This window comes from Stutzerimonas sp. KH-1 (assembly GCF_054483855.1).
This window is the reverse complement of the sequence record NZ_CM137011.1, coordinates 1,480,673-1,497,740: the sequence shown is the minus strand read 5'-3', so window position 1 is coordinate 1,497,740 and position 17,068 is coordinate 1,480,673. Positions and strand designations below refer to the sequence as shown.

General features: G+C 54.3%; 16 protein-coding genes and 1 pseudogene. 8 read left to right on the top strand and 9 right to left on the bottom strand.

All coding sequences use genetic code 11. The features are described 5' to 3' along the window. Positions 1-139 precede the first annotated feature (139 nt). From ACX1DW_RS07230 to ACX1DW_RS07215, 4 genes and pseudogenes are all read right to left on the bottom strand, one after another. Positions 140-2,509: a heavy metal translocating P-type ATPase gene (locus tag ACX1DW_RS07230; protein WP_081711492.1), complete on the bottom strand. Its 2,370-nt coding sequence runs from the start codon at positions 2,507-2,509 to the stop codon at positions 140-142. 5 nt (positions 2,510-2,514) lie between these two features. Next, on the bottom strand, positions 2,515-2,763 hold the full coding sequence (locus tag ACX1DW_RS07225; RefSeq protein ID WP_009686142.1) for a DUF2933 domain-containing protein: 249 nt from the start codon (positions 2,761-2,763) through the stop codon (positions 2,515-2,517). Positions 2,764-2,842: 79 nt separating this feature from the next. Beyond that, a complete protein-coding gene (locus tag ACX1DW_RS07220) occupies positions 2,843-3,385 on the bottom strand; it encodes a cupredoxin domain-containing protein (RefSeq protein ID WP_230485001.1) in 543 nt (180 codons plus the stop codon). A 165-nt stretch (positions 3,386-3,550) separates the two neighbouring features. Then, positions 3,551-3,906 (bottom strand): annotated as a pseudogene (locus ACX1DW_RS07215) (co-regulatory protein PtrA N-terminal domain-containing protein). A gap of 204 nt (positions 3,907-4,110) precedes the next feature. Here ACX1DW_RS07215 and ACX1DW_RS07210 point away from each other — a divergent pair. The 3 genes from ACX1DW_RS07210 to ACX1DW_RS07200 all read left to right on the top strand — a co-directional run bounded on the left by ACX1DW_RS07210 (position 4,111) and on the right by ACX1DW_RS07200 (position 7,453). Beyond that, a complete protein-coding gene (locus ACX1DW_RS07210) occupies positions 4,111-4,788 on the top strand; it encodes a heavy metal response regulator transcription factor (protein WP_003452340.1) in 678 nt (225 codons plus the stop codon). A 2-nt stretch (positions 4,789-4,790) separates the two neighbouring features. Beyond that, the gene (locus ACX1DW_RS07205) at positions 4,791-6,167 is read left to right on the top strand and encodes a heavy metal sensor histidine kinase (protein WP_230485002.1); all 1,377 of its coding nucleotides are present in this window, start codon (positions 4,791-4,793) and stop codon (positions 6,165-6,167) included. Positions 6,168-6,556: 389 nt separating this feature from the next. Beyond that, positions 6,557-7,453: a hypothetical protein gene (locus ACX1DW_RS07200; RefSeq protein WP_230485003.1), complete on the top strand. Its 897-nt coding sequence runs from the start codon at positions 6,557-6,559 to the stop codon at positions 7,451-7,453. Positions 7,454-7,481: 28 nt separating this feature from the next. Here ACX1DW_RS07200 and ACX1DW_RS07195 read toward each other — a convergent pair whose 3' ends face one another. Next, positions 7,482-8,441, bottom strand: a complete 960-nt coding sequence (locus tag ACX1DW_RS07195) for a site-specific integrase (protein WP_230485004.1) — start codon at positions 8,439-8,441, stop codon at positions 7,482-7,484. Between the two features lie 179 nt (positions 8,442-8,620). On the opposite strand from ACX1DW_RS07195, the gene ACX1DW_RS07190 reads away from it, so the two are divergent. Beyond that, positions 8,621-9,610, top strand: a complete 990-nt coding sequence (locus ACX1DW_RS07190; protein ID WP_230485005.1) for a DNA-binding protein — start codon at positions 8,621-8,623, stop codon at positions 9,608-9,610. Between the two features lie 80 nt (positions 9,611-9,690). Here ACX1DW_RS07190 and ACX1DW_RS07185 read toward each other — a convergent pair whose 3' ends face one another. After that, positions 9,691-9,921 (bottom strand): helix-turn-helix domain-containing protein, encoded by a 231-nt coding sequence (locus ACX1DW_RS07185; RefSeq protein ID WP_048329181.1) that lies wholly within the window; start codon positions 9,919-9,921, stop codon positions 9,691-9,693. A gap of 101 nt (positions 9,922-10,022) precedes the next feature. Here ACX1DW_RS07185 and ACX1DW_RS07180 point away from each other — a divergent pair, with 101 nt between their 5' ends. The 4 genes from ACX1DW_RS07180 (at position 10,023) to ACX1DW_RS07165 (ending at position 12,954) form a co-directional block, all read left to right on the top strand. Beyond that, a complete protein-coding gene (locus ACX1DW_RS07180; protein WP_048329182.1) occupies positions 10,023-10,613 on the top strand; it encodes a hypothetical protein in 591 nt (196 codons plus the stop codon). Then, positions 10,610-12,010, top strand: coding sequence for a DEAD/DEAH box helicase (locus ACX1DW_RS07175; protein WP_230485006.1), 1,401 nt, complete (start codon positions 10,610-10,612; stop codon positions 12,008-12,010). Before ACX1DW_RS07180 ends, ACX1DW_RS07175 begins: the two co-directional genes overlap by 4 nt. A gap of 66 nt (positions 12,011-12,076) precedes the next feature. Then, positions 12,077-12,340, top strand: coding sequence for a BPSL0761 family protein (locus tag ACX1DW_RS07170; protein ID WP_230485007.1), 264 nt, complete (start codon positions 12,077-12,079; stop codon positions 12,338-12,340). Between the two features lie 14 nt (positions 12,341-12,354). Beyond that, the gene (locus ACX1DW_RS07165) at positions 12,355-12,954 is read left to right on the top strand and encodes a DUF6088 family protein (protein WP_230485008.1); all 600 of its coding nucleotides are present in this window, start codon (positions 12,355-12,357) and stop codon (positions 12,952-12,954) included. Positions 12,955-13,175: 221 nt separating this feature from the next. On the opposite strand, the gene ACX1DW_RS07160 is transcribed toward ACX1DW_RS07165, so the two are convergent. From ACX1DW_RS07160 to ACX1DW_RS07150, 3 genes are all read right to left on the bottom strand, one after another. Continuing rightward, positions 13,176-14,120 (bottom strand): hypothetical protein, encoded by a 945-nt coding sequence (locus tag ACX1DW_RS07160; protein WP_230485009.1) that lies wholly within the window; start codon positions 14,118-14,120, stop codon positions 13,176-13,178. A 107-nt stretch (positions 14,121-14,227) separates the two neighbouring features. Beyond that, positions 14,228-15,091 (bottom strand): TniB family NTP-binding protein, encoded by an 864-nt coding sequence (locus ACX1DW_RS07155; RefSeq protein ID WP_053069166.1) that lies wholly within the window; start codon positions 15,089-15,091, stop codon positions 14,228-14,230. Then, positions 15,088-16,908 carry a Mu transposase C-terminal domain-containing protein gene (locus ACX1DW_RS07150; RefSeq protein ID WP_230485010.1) on the bottom strand — a complete coding sequence of 607 codons (1,821 nt, stop codon included), beginning with the start codon at positions 16,906-16,908 and terminating at the stop codon, positions 15,088-15,090. Before ACX1DW_RS07150 ends, ACX1DW_RS07155 begins: the two co-directional genes overlap by 4 nt. Between the last annotated feature and the right edge of the window lie 160 nt (positions 16,909-17,068).

The window sequence follows — 17,068 nt, the reverse complement described above, 5'->3', positions numbered from 1 at the left end:
GAACGATCCATAGAACGTCCCCTCGTCATCAGGTGATGCGACTGATAGGTCAAGTTGCAAGCTACCGTACGGTATTTTCCGGTCAGATGCGCATTTAAAAAATCGCCCTGCAGGTAGGCACATCGTCTTGTCTAGCAGACTAGCCAACGTCCGTTGCTTTCAACCTAAGCGCATTGAAAACCACCGAGGCTGAACTGACGCTCATTGCCAGAGCAGCGATCAAGGGCGACAGAAGATGTCCTGTCAGCGGATACAGCAGCCCGGCCGCTAGCGGGATTCCCATCGCGTTGTAGAGGAATGCAAAGGCAAGGTTCTGCCTCATGTTCTTCACCGTGGCCACCGACAAGGTGCGCGCCCGCAGGATGCCCATCAGGTCTCCCTTGACCAGGGTCACTTGGGCGCTGTTCATCGCCACGTCGGTGCCCGTGCCCATAGCGATGCCTACGTCGGCCCTGGCCAAGGCCGGCGCATCGTTGATGCCGTCGCCCGCCATGGCAACACGCCGGCCATAGCTCTGCAGTTCGGCGACTAATTTCTCCTTGTCCTGCGGTTTCACCTCGCCATGCACCTCCTCGATGCCTAACTGCTTCGCCACGGCTCTTGCTGTGGTGAGGCCATCGCCAGTGGCCATGATGACCTTCACGTCAGCGTTCTGGAGTTGAGCAACAGCCTGTTGGGAGGTCGGTTTGATTGGATCGGAAACGGCCAGGAGACCCGCCAGGCGACCATCGACGGCCAGATAGATGATGCTGATGCCCTCCAGGCGCAGTTGCTCTGCACGGTTACGCAGCGGAGTAATATCGACGCCCGCCTCCTCCATCAACGCTGTGTTCCCAAGCTGCAGTTGATGGCCATCGACCTGTCCGCGTACACCAATACCTGAGCCAGATTCGAAGGTCTCCGGTTTCACCAGGGCAAGACCCTGTTCACGCGCATGATCGACAATGGCATGCGCCAGCGGATGCTCGCTGCCCTGGTCGAGGCTTGCGGCCAAGCGCAGAACCTCGACCGAGTCGAACGGCCCGGTTCCCTCTGCACTATGAAAGGCCGGCCGCCCCTGCGTCAGTGTCCCGGTCTTGTCGACGATCAAGGTGTCGATTTTGCAGAGGTTCTCGATAGCGCTGGCATCGCGGAACAACACACCGCTGCTGGCGGCCTTGCCGGTCGCGACCATGACCGACATCGGCGTTGCCAAGCCCAGGGCGCATGGGCAGGCAATGATCAGTACGGCCACAGCGTTGATCAGGCCAAATACCCAACCTGATTCCGGCCCGAACACCCCCCAGCCAAAAAATGTCAGGATCGCGATCAGGATCACCCCCACCACGAAATACCCTGCCACGGCATCGGCCATACGCTGCATGGGCGCCTTGGAACGCTGGGCCTTAGCCACCATCTGGACGATCTGCGACAACATGGTTTCGGCGCCCACCTTCTGCGCTTCCATCACCAGGCTGCCGTGGGTGTTCAGGGTGGCACCGATGAGGGTATCCCCTGCCCGCTTGGTGACGGGCACCGGCTCGCCGGTGAGCATCGACTCGTCGACAGCGCTCTCGCCCTCCAGCACGGTGCCATCCACCGGGACTTTTTCGCCCGGCCGGACACGCAAGTGGTCACCCTGATGGACGTGGGTCAGCGGAATATCTTCTTCCTGGCCGTCAGGCCTGATGCGCCGGGCAGTCTTGGGGGCCAATCCCAGCAGTGACTTAATGGCGGCAGAGGTCTGCGAGCGGGCTTTGAGTTCGAGCATCTGGCCCAACAGCGTGAGCGAGATGATCACCGCGGCGGCCTCGAAGTAGACGCCGATGCGTCCATCCTGAACGAAGGCCGCCGGGAACCACTGCGGCACCAGGGTGGCTGCCACGCTGTAGAGGTAGGCGGCTGCAGTTCCTAATCCGATCAGGGTCCACATATTAGGGCTGCGTTGCCGGATGGAGTCTATTCCGCGAGTGAAAAATACCCAGCCACCCCAAAGCGTCACGGGCGTTGCCAGAACCAGCTCAACCCAGTTCTGGGATGTTCCATGGAACAGCTGCAAGGAATGACCAGCCATCGCCAGCACGGTCACGATGACGGTCAATGGCAGGGTCCACCAGAACCGTCGCGAAAAGTCTTTCAGCTCCGGATTTTCTTCGTCCTCCAGCTCTGGAATGACGGGTTCGAGCGTCATCCCACAGATCGGGCAGTTGCCAGGGCTCGGTTGGCGAATCTCGGGATGCATCGGGCAGGTGTATTCAGCCCCCAGTCCTGCCTGAGTTGAGTACTCTGGCGGAGCGGCATGCTGGTGGTGCCCGGCATGCGATTGATGGCTCATGTACTGATGAGGGGCTGCCTGGAACTTCTCCTGGCATTTTGTACTGCAGAACCGATAGGCCCTTCCCTCAAAGTTCTCCTGGTAAGGACTATCAGATTTGACCTCCATGCCACACACCGGATCGCGTGGGCTCTCTGGATGGCCGTGCGAGTGATGTGCATGGCCCTGGTCATGATGGCAGGAGGTCTTTTGCATTCGAGTTACTTCCTATCCTCGTCCTTGGAAACTGCGGCTCCGCTGGAGTGGGAGTGCCCGCCATGATTGTGGCCAAACAGATGCATCAGCGGGCATAGCAGCAGGATGAGGTATGGCAAAGCCTGCGAAAGATGACCGTAATGCTCGCGCGCGACATAGAAGATGCCGATTACGGCCAACATGATCAGTGCGATGCCAATCTTGCTCTTCCAAAAAGGTGGTTCCGTAGTGCCAGTGTGGTGCGTGTGATCCATGACAATAGCCTCGGTTCAATGACCATAGAATCAGCATAGGTTGCTCTGGCCAGGCAGAGTTGACGCGTATCAATGGAGTTCAGCGTACGGTCACCTTACCGACCATTCCCGACTGATAATGTCCAGGAACATTGCAGGCGAACTCCAGATCAGTAGCGTCGGAGAAGGTCCAGATCAGCTCTTCGCGTGCACCTGGCTCGACCAGAACGCTGTTGGGATCGTCGTGCTCCATGCCGACCATCTTCATGCCGCCCATGGCGTGGTCCATTTTGCTCATGTCATGCGCTGCAGTCGGGGACAGCGTGCCGTTCTGAAACATCGCGGCCATCTCTTTCTGATGCGCAGCATGGGATGCCGCTTTGCCAAGGTTGAACTCGTGCAGCAGGGCTCCCTCGTTCAGCAGTACGAAGCGAACCGTCTCGCCCGCCTTGATTTCCATTGCCTTGGGTTCAAAGAAGATGTCCCCCATCCGTACCTCGATGGTGCGATCTACTGCCTGACTATCTCCCGACTGGCCGATGCTGTCTTTGTTGTGGCCCGGGCTGGCCATCGCGTTGGCTGCGCTGAGCAGCAAACCCACGGTGGTGATCAAAGAAAGGGATTTGAGGGGTAGGCGTTTCATGGTTAGACCTCGCTGGGATGCTGGAAATCTCATGCTATTACTCGCTTGCTGCCAGGCCGCTGCCCCCAAATCTACAACTGCGTCAGCTGGGAAAAAGCACGGCGCCATAGAGGCGCCGCTAGGCCAAAGGAGCAATCACGGAAGGCCTGGAAGATGGGAAAATCCTTATCGATGGCACTCTTTGTCGGCCATCATCAGCTTGTGCTCGCGGATCATTTGAGCCAGCACGTCGTCTACCAGCTCGTCATGCTTTTCCATCCAGGCCATATGCTCTTCGGTCGACATACCCGGAGCAGGATGTTCGTCGTGCAGCTGACTCATAATGTTTTCGAGCATTCGTGCTCCTGCATGTGCACATGTCGCTCGCTGGCTGGGGCCTTCTCCGCCTGGATCAGCAAAGTTTCTGCTTTGTCGCGCATCTGCTGGGTGCGTTCGAATACACGGTCGCTGCCCTCTTCGGCCCAAGCCATAGAAGACAGCAGTAGCGAACCAACCAGAAGCAAAGGTTTCAGCGATTTCATGGGCAGTCTCAAGCAGTGCAAACTATGGCCGGCATCTCTGCTTTCTCTATCGAGGGCCGAGAGCACAACCTAGTGCTCATGCTTGCACCCTAGACAAGCCACCCTGTCAGCGACCTGAAACCAGGATTACATTTTCGTAAGCTTCTGGTTGGCGCCGCTGTTTGCCTGCAAACTCTGGCCACCCGTTTTTTGGAGTCTGCTCGCATGAAACTTCTGGTAGCTGAAGATGAACCCAAAACCGGTGCATATCTGCAGCAAGGCCTCACCGAAGCGGGATTCAATGTCGACCGGGTTATGACCGGTACAGATGCTCTACAGCACGCGCTGAGTGAGCCCTATGACCTGCTGATCCTGGATGTGATGATGCCGGGGCTGGATGGCTGGGAAGTGCTGCGCATGGTGCGCGCCGCCGGAAAAGACGTCCCAGTGCTGTTCCTGACCGCACGCGATGGTGTGGAGGATCGCGTTAAAGGGTTGGAACTGGGCGCGGATGACTACCTGATCAAGCCCTTTGCTTTCTCAGAGCTTCTGGCCAGGGTCAGAACGCTGCTGCGCCGAGGCAATGGCTCACCCACGCAAACCACCATGAAAATTGCCGATCTGGAAGTCGATCTGATGAAACGGCGCGCTGTCCGGGGTGGGAAGAGAATTGACCTGACGGCGAAGGAGTTTTCACTGCTGGAACTGCTACTGCGCCGGCGCGGCGAAGTGCTCCCGAAATCGCTGATTGCTTCGCAGGTGTGGGACATGAACTTCGACAGCGACACCAACGTCATTGAGGTCGCTGTACGTCGGCTGCGCGCCAAGATCGATGACGATTTCGATCTCAAGCTGATACATACCGCCCGCGGCATGGGGTACATGATGGATGCGCCGGAGTGAATATGAAGCACCTCTCGCTGACCGCTCGGATGAGCTTGATGTTCATGTCCGCGGTGATTGCCGTCCTGACAGTAGCGGGGCTGAGCTTCAACATGCTCAGCCAGCACCACTTTAAGATGCTGGACCGGCAGGCCCTGGTGGAAAAACTCGAATCAGCCAAACACATTCTCAACAACGCTCGCAGCGGAGCTAACCTCTCCGAGGAGTTACCGCAGTTGCGAGCTTTACTGGGGGCGCATCAGGATCTGGCCGCAACCATCCTGGCCAGCGACGGCGCAGTGCTCTTTTCCGACCCCAGAGCAGTCGAAGTGCCGGGACGCTTCAGGCGTGCCGATGAGCAGAGCATGTGGGAGTGGCAGAAAGACGAGCACATGTACCGGGGCATGACGGCTCAAATCTCTGTGACTGACCAACCCGAACCGCTTACAGCTCTGCTGATTCTCGATGTCACCAATCACACGCACTTTTTCGACACGCTGCAGCGATGGTTCTGGATTGGATTGGTCATCAGTGCCTTGGTCAGTGCGGCGCTTGGCTGGGTGGTTGCTCGCAGTGGTCTTAGGCCCCTGCGGCAAGTCACTGATGTAGCCTCCGGGATGTCCGCTCGCTCGTTACAGGAACGAATCCCTCTAGAACCAGTGCCGCGGGAACTTCAGCAACTGGTTCTATCCTTCAATGCGATGTTGGCTCGGCTAGAGGATGCCTTCGTTAGGCTCTCCAATTTTTCGGCCGACATTGCCCACGAGCTACGCACGCCCGTTAGCAACCTGATGACCCACACCGAGGTCGTGCTGAGCAAGAAACGCGATATCAATGCCTATGAAGAGAATCTGTACTCGAACCTGGAGGACTTGAAGCGCATGTCTCGCATGATCGATGACATGCTGTTCTTGGCCAAGGCTGATAATGGCCTGATCATCCCAGAGCAGGCCAGGATCGAACTGGCAGACGTAGTCTTCAAACTGTTCGACTACTACCACCTCCTGGCAGAAGAGCGCGGCATTGAACTATCGCTCACAGGGAAAGGCCAAGTGCTAGGAGATCGGCTGATGCTTGATCGAGCGCTGTCCAACTTGCTGTCCAATGCGCTGCGTTACACGCCGGCGGGAAAGACAATTTCGGTTCTGATCCGCCAGACAGCGGACTCAACTATCTTCAGCATCGAGAACCCAGGTAACACAATCAGCTCGGAGCATCTAGAGAAGCTCTTCGACCGCTTTTACCGGGTCGACCCTGCTCGACGCGAAGGTAGCCCAAGCAACGCCGGGCTCGGACTTGCCATCACCCGATCCATAATCGAGGCTCACAAAGGCCGCATTTGGTGCACTTCAGCGGCTGGCCTCACGGGCTTTCACATTGAATTCCCCCATCCCAGCTGATATCGGTCTGCCGGTAAGTAGTCTACAGCCGACGGCGAGCCCAACTTGACAGAGCGAGCTCAGGTGCAATTCGACCGAGCGCAGATGGCTTTTTCGCCATCCAGGCAGGCAATGAGCGGTGAGCTGACACTAGAGCCCGCCATTCGCTCTCGGGTAGTAGTTTATGAAGCTTTGAAACGGCATCACCTACGCTTGCCTTGCCTTGCCTTGCCCAGCCAATGCTCGAATGGCATCCCCCGCTCCAGTAGCGCCAAGAGCCATCAGCCATCTAGGTGCATGCCGAAAGCTCATCGCTCACCATTTCACCCCTTTATTTAGTCCAATCCATTCGGACAGTATGCGGTGAGCTGCATAAGCCGAACACCCACCCCCATGGAGACGTCAGCGTCATGGACAACGCTCGTGATCGTATTACCCAGGAAATTGTTGAGGCCGAGGACCTTAAACTGCTGGCGGCAGTGGATACCTATGGCTACCAATGCCCTGGTTGCAAAACTCAGGCCTTCCCGCGTTCCTATCGCCCGGAGAACTTGGTTCGGGCTCACTTTCAACTGCGCGACCCTCACGTCTCAGGTTGTGAGGTGGAAGGCGAAACCAAGGTAATAGCGCAGGGCAAGCGCGGCAGTGTTCAGCAGGAGTTGGAGACCTCGCCAGGTTTATCGCCCGCCCGGCTGCAGCTGATTGAGGACCGTACCATCGTCGATCCTGCGCTACCTCACACCGAGCGTCAGACACAGAGCGTCAGGCGGTCGGATGGAGCTACTGGCCTGGTGCGCCGAGAGGGGCGACGCGCAGCGAACAGCATTCGCCCTATCTGCCGTGCTTTTTTGCGCTTCCCCTTCGATAGGCATCTTTCTTTAGCCATCCCGGGTATTGCCCCAACGACCTATCAAACCGCCTTCAAGAAACTCCGGTCGAAAGGGTTGGAGCCATGTCCCAATGCGCGTGTTTTCTATGGAGAACTGGCCTGGACGCCAGCCGCTGAATCGCCCGAACACTTGACCATTTCACTCAACGCGGGCGAATGGGAAGAAAAAAAACTAACGCCTTACCAGGTGGTCGTCCTTTGGAACGAGTGGTCAGCAGCTGCCCGCGGGCGACTGAAAAATGAGCTGGAAATAGCCCGCCAAGAGAACATAAAAGCCAAAAAAGACAAGCAGGCATCCCGCAGTTACCTCTTCTTTGTGGGTGCCCAGGATGCCAAGAACCCCGCAATTTTCCATGTGCTGGACCATCGACTCATTTGCACCGCACATGACGAGCTGGTGTTCCCAGTGCGCAGCTAGGTGCGGATTGGGGTAGCGGAAGGCGGTCTTATGGCAGTCCCTCGGGCCAGTTTGAGATGTGTTGTAGCGCACTCAGCTGCCCAGGGAACACTCCTGTGCTCTCCACATAGCGCAATGCGGATTGGCCATCGCTCCAGCCTACGTACTGCATCAGCGCTTTGAGATCCCAGCCGCTGCGGGTGGCCCAGGTGGCAAACCCGCGGCGTAGCGAGTGGCTACTGTACAGCTCCGAAGGCAGCCCTGCCGCCTGCAGTACGGCGCGCATGAGTGGGACAATGCTATTTGGGTGCAAACCCTGCTCACCTAAATGCCCCCAGCGATCAATTCCACGGAATACCGGCCCACGCGCGATGCCCGCCACGCTGATCCAGTCGACGTAGGCTTGTACTGGACATAACCTGGCCAACGCCGGCGCGCTGAAGGTCTGGCCTTGGTTGTCGCGGTCACCTTTGCTCCAGGGCAGAAACAGCTGCATGCCCTCCCCGGGCCGTACCTGGATGTGCTCGACCTGCAGACGGCACAGCTCATCGCTGCGGAACGCCCGCCAGAAGCCAATCAGCATCATCGCACGGTCGCGGCAACAGCGCAGCAACCGCGGCCAGTCGTCCTCCGCTCGTGCTCTCCCCTCGGCCTGTTCCAACCACAGCACGCACTGTTCGAGTTGGCGCAATTGCAACGGCTCGGCCTGCTTCTCCTGGCGCGGGTGCAGAGTACGTATTCCCTTGAGGATCTGGCGAACCAGTGGGGTCTTGGTCGGATCGGGGAAGCCTTGGCTGACGTGCCACTGCGCCAGTGCCGCCAGGCGCAGCTTGAGGGTGTTACTGGACAGCATGGCGGCGTGATCGACCAGGTAGCGCACGATGGCATCACTGGTTGCCGGCAGAAAGCCGCCCCAGGTCACTTCGAAGTGCTCGAGCGCCTGTTGGTAGCTGCGCCGCGTGCTAGCGCGGGTGCCGGCCTGCAGGTACCGCTCAATCTCTTGGCCCATCGGCGCACATCCCCCTGGTGTACCGGTGAGCGACCGCCAAACGACCCAAAAGCCGCCTCACCTTGGATAATTCGTGATTATTAAATTTTAATTCAGCTTCCTTCTAGTGCAAACTTTCGCTGGAACATAGAATGTAAATACAGGGTATGTAATACAGTACGTAATTGTAGGAGGCCAACATGGCGCGTGGCGGTATCAACAAGGCGGTGGTACAGAAGGCTCGCACCGCCCTCCTCGCCCGCGGCGAGCACCCGAGCATCGATGCGATACGGGTTGAACTGGGCAATACCGGTTCGAAGACCACCATTCACCGCTACCTGAAAGAGCTGGAACCCGCCGACCGCAGCCGCGGGGCGGTACCGCTTTCGCTGAGCGAGCAATTAGCCAACCTGGTGAGCCAACTGGCCGACCAGTTGCAGGAGGAGGCGCAAGCCGCCGTCGCCGGCGAGCGGGAACAGTTGGGCCGCGAACGGATCGACTACCAGCAGCGGATTCGACAGGCCGAAAGCCGCATCCAACAGCTGGAAGGTCAGGCTGCCCTCGACGCCGAACGACTTCAGGCGACTCATCACGAGCTGCAGCAAGCACGCGAGCAGCGGCAGCAGACCGAGGTCGAGAACGCCCGCCTGCAGCAGGCCAATCGCGATCTGGAGGAGCGGCTACAGGATCGCGACGCACAGATCCATTCGCTAGAGCAAAAGCACCAACATGCACGCGACACCCTGGAGCACTACCGGCAGGCCAGCAAGGAACAGCGCGAACAGGAACAGCGTCGACACGAGTCGCAGGTGCAGCAGTTGCAACTGGAAACGCGTCAGCTGCAGCAGACGTTAATCGTCAAGCAGGACGAACTGACCCAGCTGAATCGCGACAACGCGCGCCTTATCACCGAAGCAAGGCAGCTGCACAAGGATCAGCAGGCCCAGCAACGTCTGCTGGATCAGAAAGCTCTGGCCCTTGAAGCTCTGCAGAGCCAACTCAGCGCGATAGAAGCAATCAAGCTGGTCCTGGAGCAGCGCAATCAGGATCTACAGGGCGAACTGGACCGCTTGAGCAAGTCCAAGGCCAGGCAAGGCACCCGCCGACAGCCACGGAATGCCGAGCGCGCAACCGTGGCAGTAGATAAATCGGCTCCGCCAGCAAAAAGCAAAGCTGGCCGAGACGACTAGATCGGCAAACCAATACTCGAGGACGTGGATCACTTGCCCCGCCGCGCGGCGGTCAGCTGCGACTTTCAACCCAGGATCATTCAGGTTGGTTTCAGTTCGGACAGTTTAGGTAGCAGATAGGCCGGGTCACAGGCGAGCTGGCGTGCAATTCGATACAGCTTCTCTACGGTGATGCTTACTTCACCCCGCTCAATCCGCCCCATATAGCTGCGGTCGATGCTGCAGGCCAGCGCCAGGGCATCCTGAGAAATCCGGCAGGCCTTTCTCTGCGCTCGGATGCGTTCGCCCAACGCTTTCGCCAACTTATCCATGACCGTCTCAATTCCGCTGAGACGGCAATATCATGCGTTTACGGACGCACAGGCCACGGACTATAATCCGTATTTTTCGCGCTATCCTCTCTGGTGCCGCAATGAAATCAGCCTCGTTCACCTTCGACAGGCGGCTGTATGAGCTGCTTCAGGAGGAAGGCCGCACACGATTCACGATTCGTGAACTGCGCGATGCCTACGCCAAGCGCCTCGAAGGCATGACCTATCGCATCGGCGATGTGCGCCGCTATGTGTATGAACAGATACGCCGAATGTTACGCATAGGTTGGCTCGTGCATGACGAAGAGCGCCGCGTACGGGGACAGGTCTACCACCTCCTATCCATCCCGACACATCTGCAGCTAGAGTTGATTGACAACGGGTTCGAGAACAGCCGTAAGACTGCTGGTGAGCCAGACCGGGCACCATCAACTTCCGATAATGCAGCAGTGTCGCCTGAACCCTCACCCGGTATGGATCAGCATCTGGAGACGCTTCTCAAAGAGGTCCGATTGGACTTCCTGGCATCGATGGGCGAGGCGGAGCGATATAAGCTGCTTCTTGAGGATATGCCGCATCTCCGCGACAAGGTCGAAAGCGAGTATCTGGAGGCCAGAGACCGAAGCTCACGCCTGCTGGGCCATCTCCGCGCCATCGAAAAGACGCTCAAGACACTTGCCTCCGCACGATGACCACACAACTGCGAAACTGGCAGCGCCGCTGCATCGACAAAGCGCTTGAACAATTTAAATCCACACCCCACTTCTTCTGCCAAGCGACGCCAGGCGCCGGCAAGACGCGCATGGCGGCTGAACTGGCCAGCAGGCTACTTGGTCAGGGCAAAATCGATCTGGTGCTCTGCTTCGCGCCATCTTGCCAGGTGGTCGAGGGCTTTCGCGCATCCTTTGCTGCCGTTCTCGGTAGACGCTTTGACGGCCAACTCGGCGCAGCAGGCGCAGCGTTCACCTATCAGGCCATGGAGTACCGAGATGAGGCGTTCTGGCAACTCCTCACTGACTATCGAGTGTTTGCGGTGTTTGACGAGATTCACCACTGCGCCGGCCACGATCTATCACTAAGCAACTCTTGGGGCCAGCAAATTCTTCAGCGAATACAAGACAGGGCCACTTTCACCTTGGCGCTATCTGGTACGCCTTGGCGTTCAGACGACCGGCCCATTGCTCTGGCTCGCTATTCGAGCCCCGAAGGGCATCTGATCTGCGACTACCGCTACGGACTGAAAGAAGCCATCACTGATCAGGTATGCCGCGCTCCCCGCATTGTCCTGCTCGACAATCAAAAGGTGAAACTTACCGAAGAGCTGGACACAGAGTGCACTGTCAGGATGTTTCCGAGCATCGCCAAACTATTGGGCGAATCCCCTGTCACCTACGAAGAGCTGCTGCGCCATGACGAAGTGATCGATCAGTTGCTCAGTCGTGGGTGCAGCAAGCTGGATGAGCTTCGCCTGATCAAGCTTGATGCAGCAGGTTTGGTGGTTGCCACCGATATCGAACACGCCCAGCAAATTGCCCGGGCCCTGGAAGCCCGGGGTGACGATTGCCGCATCGTGACCAACATAACTCCCGCCGCACAACAAGTGATCAATGAGTTCAGACACAGCAACTGCCGCTGGATTATCGCTGTGGGAATGATCAGTGAAGGTACGGACATCCCACGCCTTCAGGTATGTTGCTACCTGAGCCGCATCCGCACCGAGCTGCATTACCGACAAGTACTAGGGCGAGTGCTTCGACGCACAGGCGAGCCCGATGATCAAGCGTGGCTATTCATGTTGGCGGAGCCGGCATTGAAGTGCATGGCGGAAAGAATTGCAGATGATCTGCCGGATGACCTGGCGGTGCTTAACGAGGTCCAGATGCCAACCTATACCTCAAGCTCCATTTCCGGCTTGATTGGGTCTGCCGACAATGTCGACAGAGTGGATGGCAGTACTGAAAATAGCAACGCACAGGTATTTGGAGCCGTCGCTACGTCCCGCATCTCTCTGGAAGACTCTGCCCCCGAACCAAGCTACCAGGTCAGCTTTTCCAAGCACTATCGTCAGCAGTTGCTGGCTTGCTTTTGATTTCTTATGTAGATATCAGAGCTCAGACGTCGGCTTTTGTGTTTGGCTGAATCAGGAGGCAACGCATTGACCCTTCCCCACGAGAGAACCCGCAGCGTCATCAAGACCGAAGAGTTCCTACGAGAACTCTCTCGCAACACCGAGCTGCCCCAGGACATCCGCAGCTATGCAAAAAGCCTGCTCAGGCATTACCCGTCAGCTAACCAAATTTTCTCGTTAGGGCGCCTCGAAGAGTGCCTGGTGATTGATGCGCAAGATGATGAATATCGACGAAGGGTAATTGCTTTACATCAGTCGCTCTTCAGTTCGTCATTAAACTACACGCTATAGCCATAGGGTAAGTAATGATCCGCGCTGATAGAGTCCTTTCGGTAACTGCCCGCGTTGCTCAACGAGTCAAGCTGACTCCCAAAGGACAGCCATTCAGTATCCGGCGATTCGCGGAATTTGGAACGAGAAGCGCCGTATCCAAAGCAATAAATCGACTGGTCAACCGAGGTGAACTTGAGCGGGTGTATCGAGGAATCTACATGCGACCGAAATCCGGTCAATACACAGCATGGGTTCGCCCAAACGTATGGCAAGTGACAAATTTGATTGCCAGCCAGAACCACCAGGTTCTGCAGCTTCATGGCGCAGATGCGGTCAGATTGTTTGGACTGAGCACCCAAATGCCGCTTATTCCGATCTATTACACAAGCGGCCCCAGTCGATCAATTTTTATAGGGAAAGCTGAAATCCGTTTGGTTCATGCTCCGCCAATGGTCATGCAGCACTGCGGAACCGAGGTAGGCACCGCCATCAGCGCATTATTTTACCTCGGTAAAGACAACTCTACCCCGGAGTGTATTGTCACAATTAAAAAGGCGCTTAGACCTGAAGACCTAGCGAAACTAATGACATCCAAAATGCCAAAATGGATGCGCGTTGCGTTGGAGGCATAACCTGCCCTAATGAAAAAACGCCCTGGTACAGCGCCCCTTGATGCCCAATGCGATCGGTATCGACCGATCATTGAAGGATTTTGAGTTGACAAGTAAGGATAGGAATTACTTGCTTCAGCTTGTCAATTTTCCGCAGTACCAAAATACCTTTTCATAGGCAGAAACAAGATTCACGATTTGTCATATTTATGCACGAACAGAGTTGCGTAGACTAACAACCGCTAGTCAAGAACTGTTCCGAACAAATGCAGGCCGAGCACACCCTCACGAGCATATCTGACCTCTTGGAGTTGAAGGTGGCGATCCAATAACGGAAAGTCCTTCCTGGGAAAACCACCCAAATAACGATGCAGTGCTCTATACCCGGCCCCATCGACATAAGGAAAGGCTGCAGCCCGATGTAAGTCCCTAGGTATTAGTAGACCAATCTTTGCATCCTCACACGCTTCAATGAACATCAAAAATCTTGAATAAGGAATAATATCTAGCAATGAAGCAGCAAATATCATGCTTCCAAATCTACTTGGCGGGTCCGCGATGGAAGCCCCCTTGAATATGCTTTTCTCAAAGGAGGTCGGATCAGAAAACCGCATACCTCTCTCTGTCTGAAAATGGATTCTCGCAGATCCACCTCGACCACCATGAAAAGGAGCTTGAAGAAAAATACAGAATAACTTATTGAATAAATCAACCACGATATATCTCCGACTAGCTCTGCTACCAGTAAGAAAGTGCTCAATCTTCATAAGAGTGGTAGAGCGGAAACGTGAAAACCATGGGTCTTCCGCCACATTACTTCTTGAGACCGAATTACATTCTTGGACAAAAGCATCCCACGCTTTCGAGTAACGAGACGCATCAGATAGCGCGACCAATTCCTTTTTATGCATACTGCAAATACATGAATGGGAATAGCACCAACTTTTTCGCCATATAGGTAAATGACCATTGGCTACGTCATTTCGCAAACAGTCCGGACAAAAGAAACGGCGATAACTCCATTCAACTGCAGTTCCATTACGTAAACCGAAATAAACACTCAACCATTCTGGATTAATGTCCTCACGCCCTTCCCCCAGGCGTTGAGACGCTGAAAAAAAATCAACATCTGGATCAGCGGACCTGAACTCTAGCCCTTCCCACCAATGCAACGGGCGTTCGGCCAATTCCAGGCGCGTAAATTTTATTATATGCCGATTAAGGCTGCACCGAAAAAGCCATGACGATAGCGTCTCGTCAAAATTCGGCGTTAGTAGCGCACTTAATCTCACATCTAGTAGCCCCAGAGATTTTTGTTTGCACGCTGCAGCATATTCAGATCAATTTTCTCAACGCCTAGCTTTACTGCATAACATGCAGCACTTCTAATCAACTCGAGAGTCTTGTCCATTCGGCCATAGGTAATAGATAAAATCGACCTTACCATCTCCTCAGAATAGAGCTGCGATGGCATTCGCAATGGCAATGATTCCTCGACTTCTAGCAAGAACGATCTAAAACCCTCATCTTCACACCAATCCGTAAGCGTAACCTCATGAAATCGCCTTTTAAATTCATCATTGGACTGCAGGGCATTCCGCGCGCTAACGGTGCCAAAGCAAAATAACTTCAATCCATACTCAACCCCAAGTAATTTCTTGAGGATTGACATATTAACTCGCTGCTCTTGCTTAGGACGCAAAAGTGCATCATGAAATTCATCGATAACCAAGCCCCAAACTCTTCTAAGCCTGATAACCTCTCTAATTTCATTTGGGATAATATCCGAGCCGCTTTTAGGTCTCACCCCAGAGGCTAGAGGCAAACCGAGAGCCAAGGCGAGTTCGGCTTTAAGGCTTTTCTTGACGCTTATCTCAGGCGACTCGGCCATGGATATAACAACCAACCCTTCACTATTCTTAATTCGCTTCGGGATTTGTGATATTATGGCCGTTTTCCCCGAACCACCAGGGCCGATCACGAGCAGCGCGGGGGCATTAATGCGATCTGGGACTTCCGCAATATTATTCATCATTCTAAAAACAGCTTCGCTGGAATTATTATCAACCCAAAGCTCATTATGAATTGCGGCTATTCGAGTATCCACATCGGCGGATAAATACTTCTGTATGTCAGATCGAACGTGTTCGCTACTCATTTGCTCCCCCCAGATCTGAATCTTTCCGGAAGAGCTGAATAGTCAGGCTTGACTTTTTCGGGCTTAACTGCCGGATTGTCGCCAATAGGACCAGGGTAGGCATCAAGATAGGCTTTTTCCGCAGCTTTTCGGCGTCTTTGCTTACGCGTTAAGACGATGCTCTCTTTCTCGATGCCCTGCTTTTCCCTGTAGGCTTTAAGCCCTCCAGCACTATCAATTGCCCCGACTCGAACTGGCCGCCTATTTAACCTGCTTGCACGATATTCTTCATAATTTGGTGCTTGGATCGTTAAGTCGGATAGACGAATTGAGCAGAACTGTCCATTTAACTTAACCCACACCTCATTCAAATTAAACGGATCAAATTTAACAACCGCCTTATTAGTCCCAACAAAGGGCACTAAAATAGGATCCCAATACGTCTGGCCGTGTAACTTTATACCTTCGGGGTTAATTTTTCGTACTTCTTGAGGCATAAACCAAAGCTTCAGCTGCTCCGGTTCTGAAATTTTCGGTGGATACGGAAGCCCACCGGAGGGAGCAAAATAGTCATACCAAGCTTGCCGCGGACTAACTTTCAACGCACTATGAATGGTCGAGTGATAAACAACCACTTCGCGTGCAAACCAACGAGAAAAGTCGAAGAATGTCATTGTGGCATTCTTTTCGCTGTCGAGATCTCTTCGTGCAACTGAGTTCGACATTGTTGTTCCTTTTAAGAGGTGGACTTTTGTCGTCATGAAAGTACCAATCAATCGTTCAACATGACCACCAAAGTGCTTTTCACCAACTGGTCGATATTCGGGATGTATTCCAAATGACTCGCATCCAGCTTTAAATTTGGGGCTGGTGAACTCCGCAGCATTATCCATGTGCAAAACGTCTGGCTTACCATAATAGGGATAGTCTACGGGATCTATGCCCATGCTTTTGGCAAAACCTATTTTAGGAAGCACACTTTGACTAAGTGCACACGCCACAGAAACTGACGACGGAACGTGAAGGCTGAGGTAATAGCCGACAATCACTCTTGTATATATATCAATTATCACCGTCAACCAAGGGCGGCCAATCACATTGATACGATCATCCGCTAAAAGGATAATGTCGACCAACGTGTGATCCATTTGCACCCATTGCAACGGCCTTTCGACTTTTTTCTTTCCCGGTCGCGCCGAGAACTGTTGTGCTGCGGCATCGGCCCCGGCTTTGATTTTGACTCTTTTTTTCTCTGAGAGAATTAACTCTACACGTCGTAAAACTGTAGCTTTACAAGGGGATGGTAACCCCTGCTCTTTACATGCGACATCTACCTCGAGCCACACTTTGCTATAGCTAGCACCTTTCGAATTGTAAACTTTATGAGTCGCATCAAAAATAATTACCTCTACAGCTTCATCTAATCTAGTAACTCCTTTCTTAACCCCACGCCGCTGAAGAACCAATGACAGAGGACCAATTTCCTCATCACACATCTTAGCCAAACGAAAAAAATAGCTCCGCGACAAATTCAGCTTCACACAAGCTTGAGCGGTTGTTACTTCCTTCACCCTCCACTGGCTAATAACGTTGTACCGCTCTACAGCTAGCGATAGCTCGTCTTCTCCATAATCATTCACATTCAAATTTATTACATTACCCCCAGCCACCCCTCCTGTGAGACCAACAATCCTCTCAATATCGCGCTGAGAAACCATCAAAGCTTCGCCAGTTGCCTTAACGACTACCCTAATGCTCTTTACGCTAAGAATCTGTTGAATTGTGGCAAGCTTTCCCTTTGCGACTACTAGCTCCCCAACACTTAGTTGATCTGTCATATATAGTTTCGCTGCAAAATTTGGAGAGAAACATCTTTCGGCAACATATCGCCAAGGGTGATATTGCCTGTCACAACGCAGACGGCATTTAAAAAATAGACTATGAGATGTTATTTCGCCAATTTTGTCTTTTTTTTAAACTGAAACGAAACTATGTCAC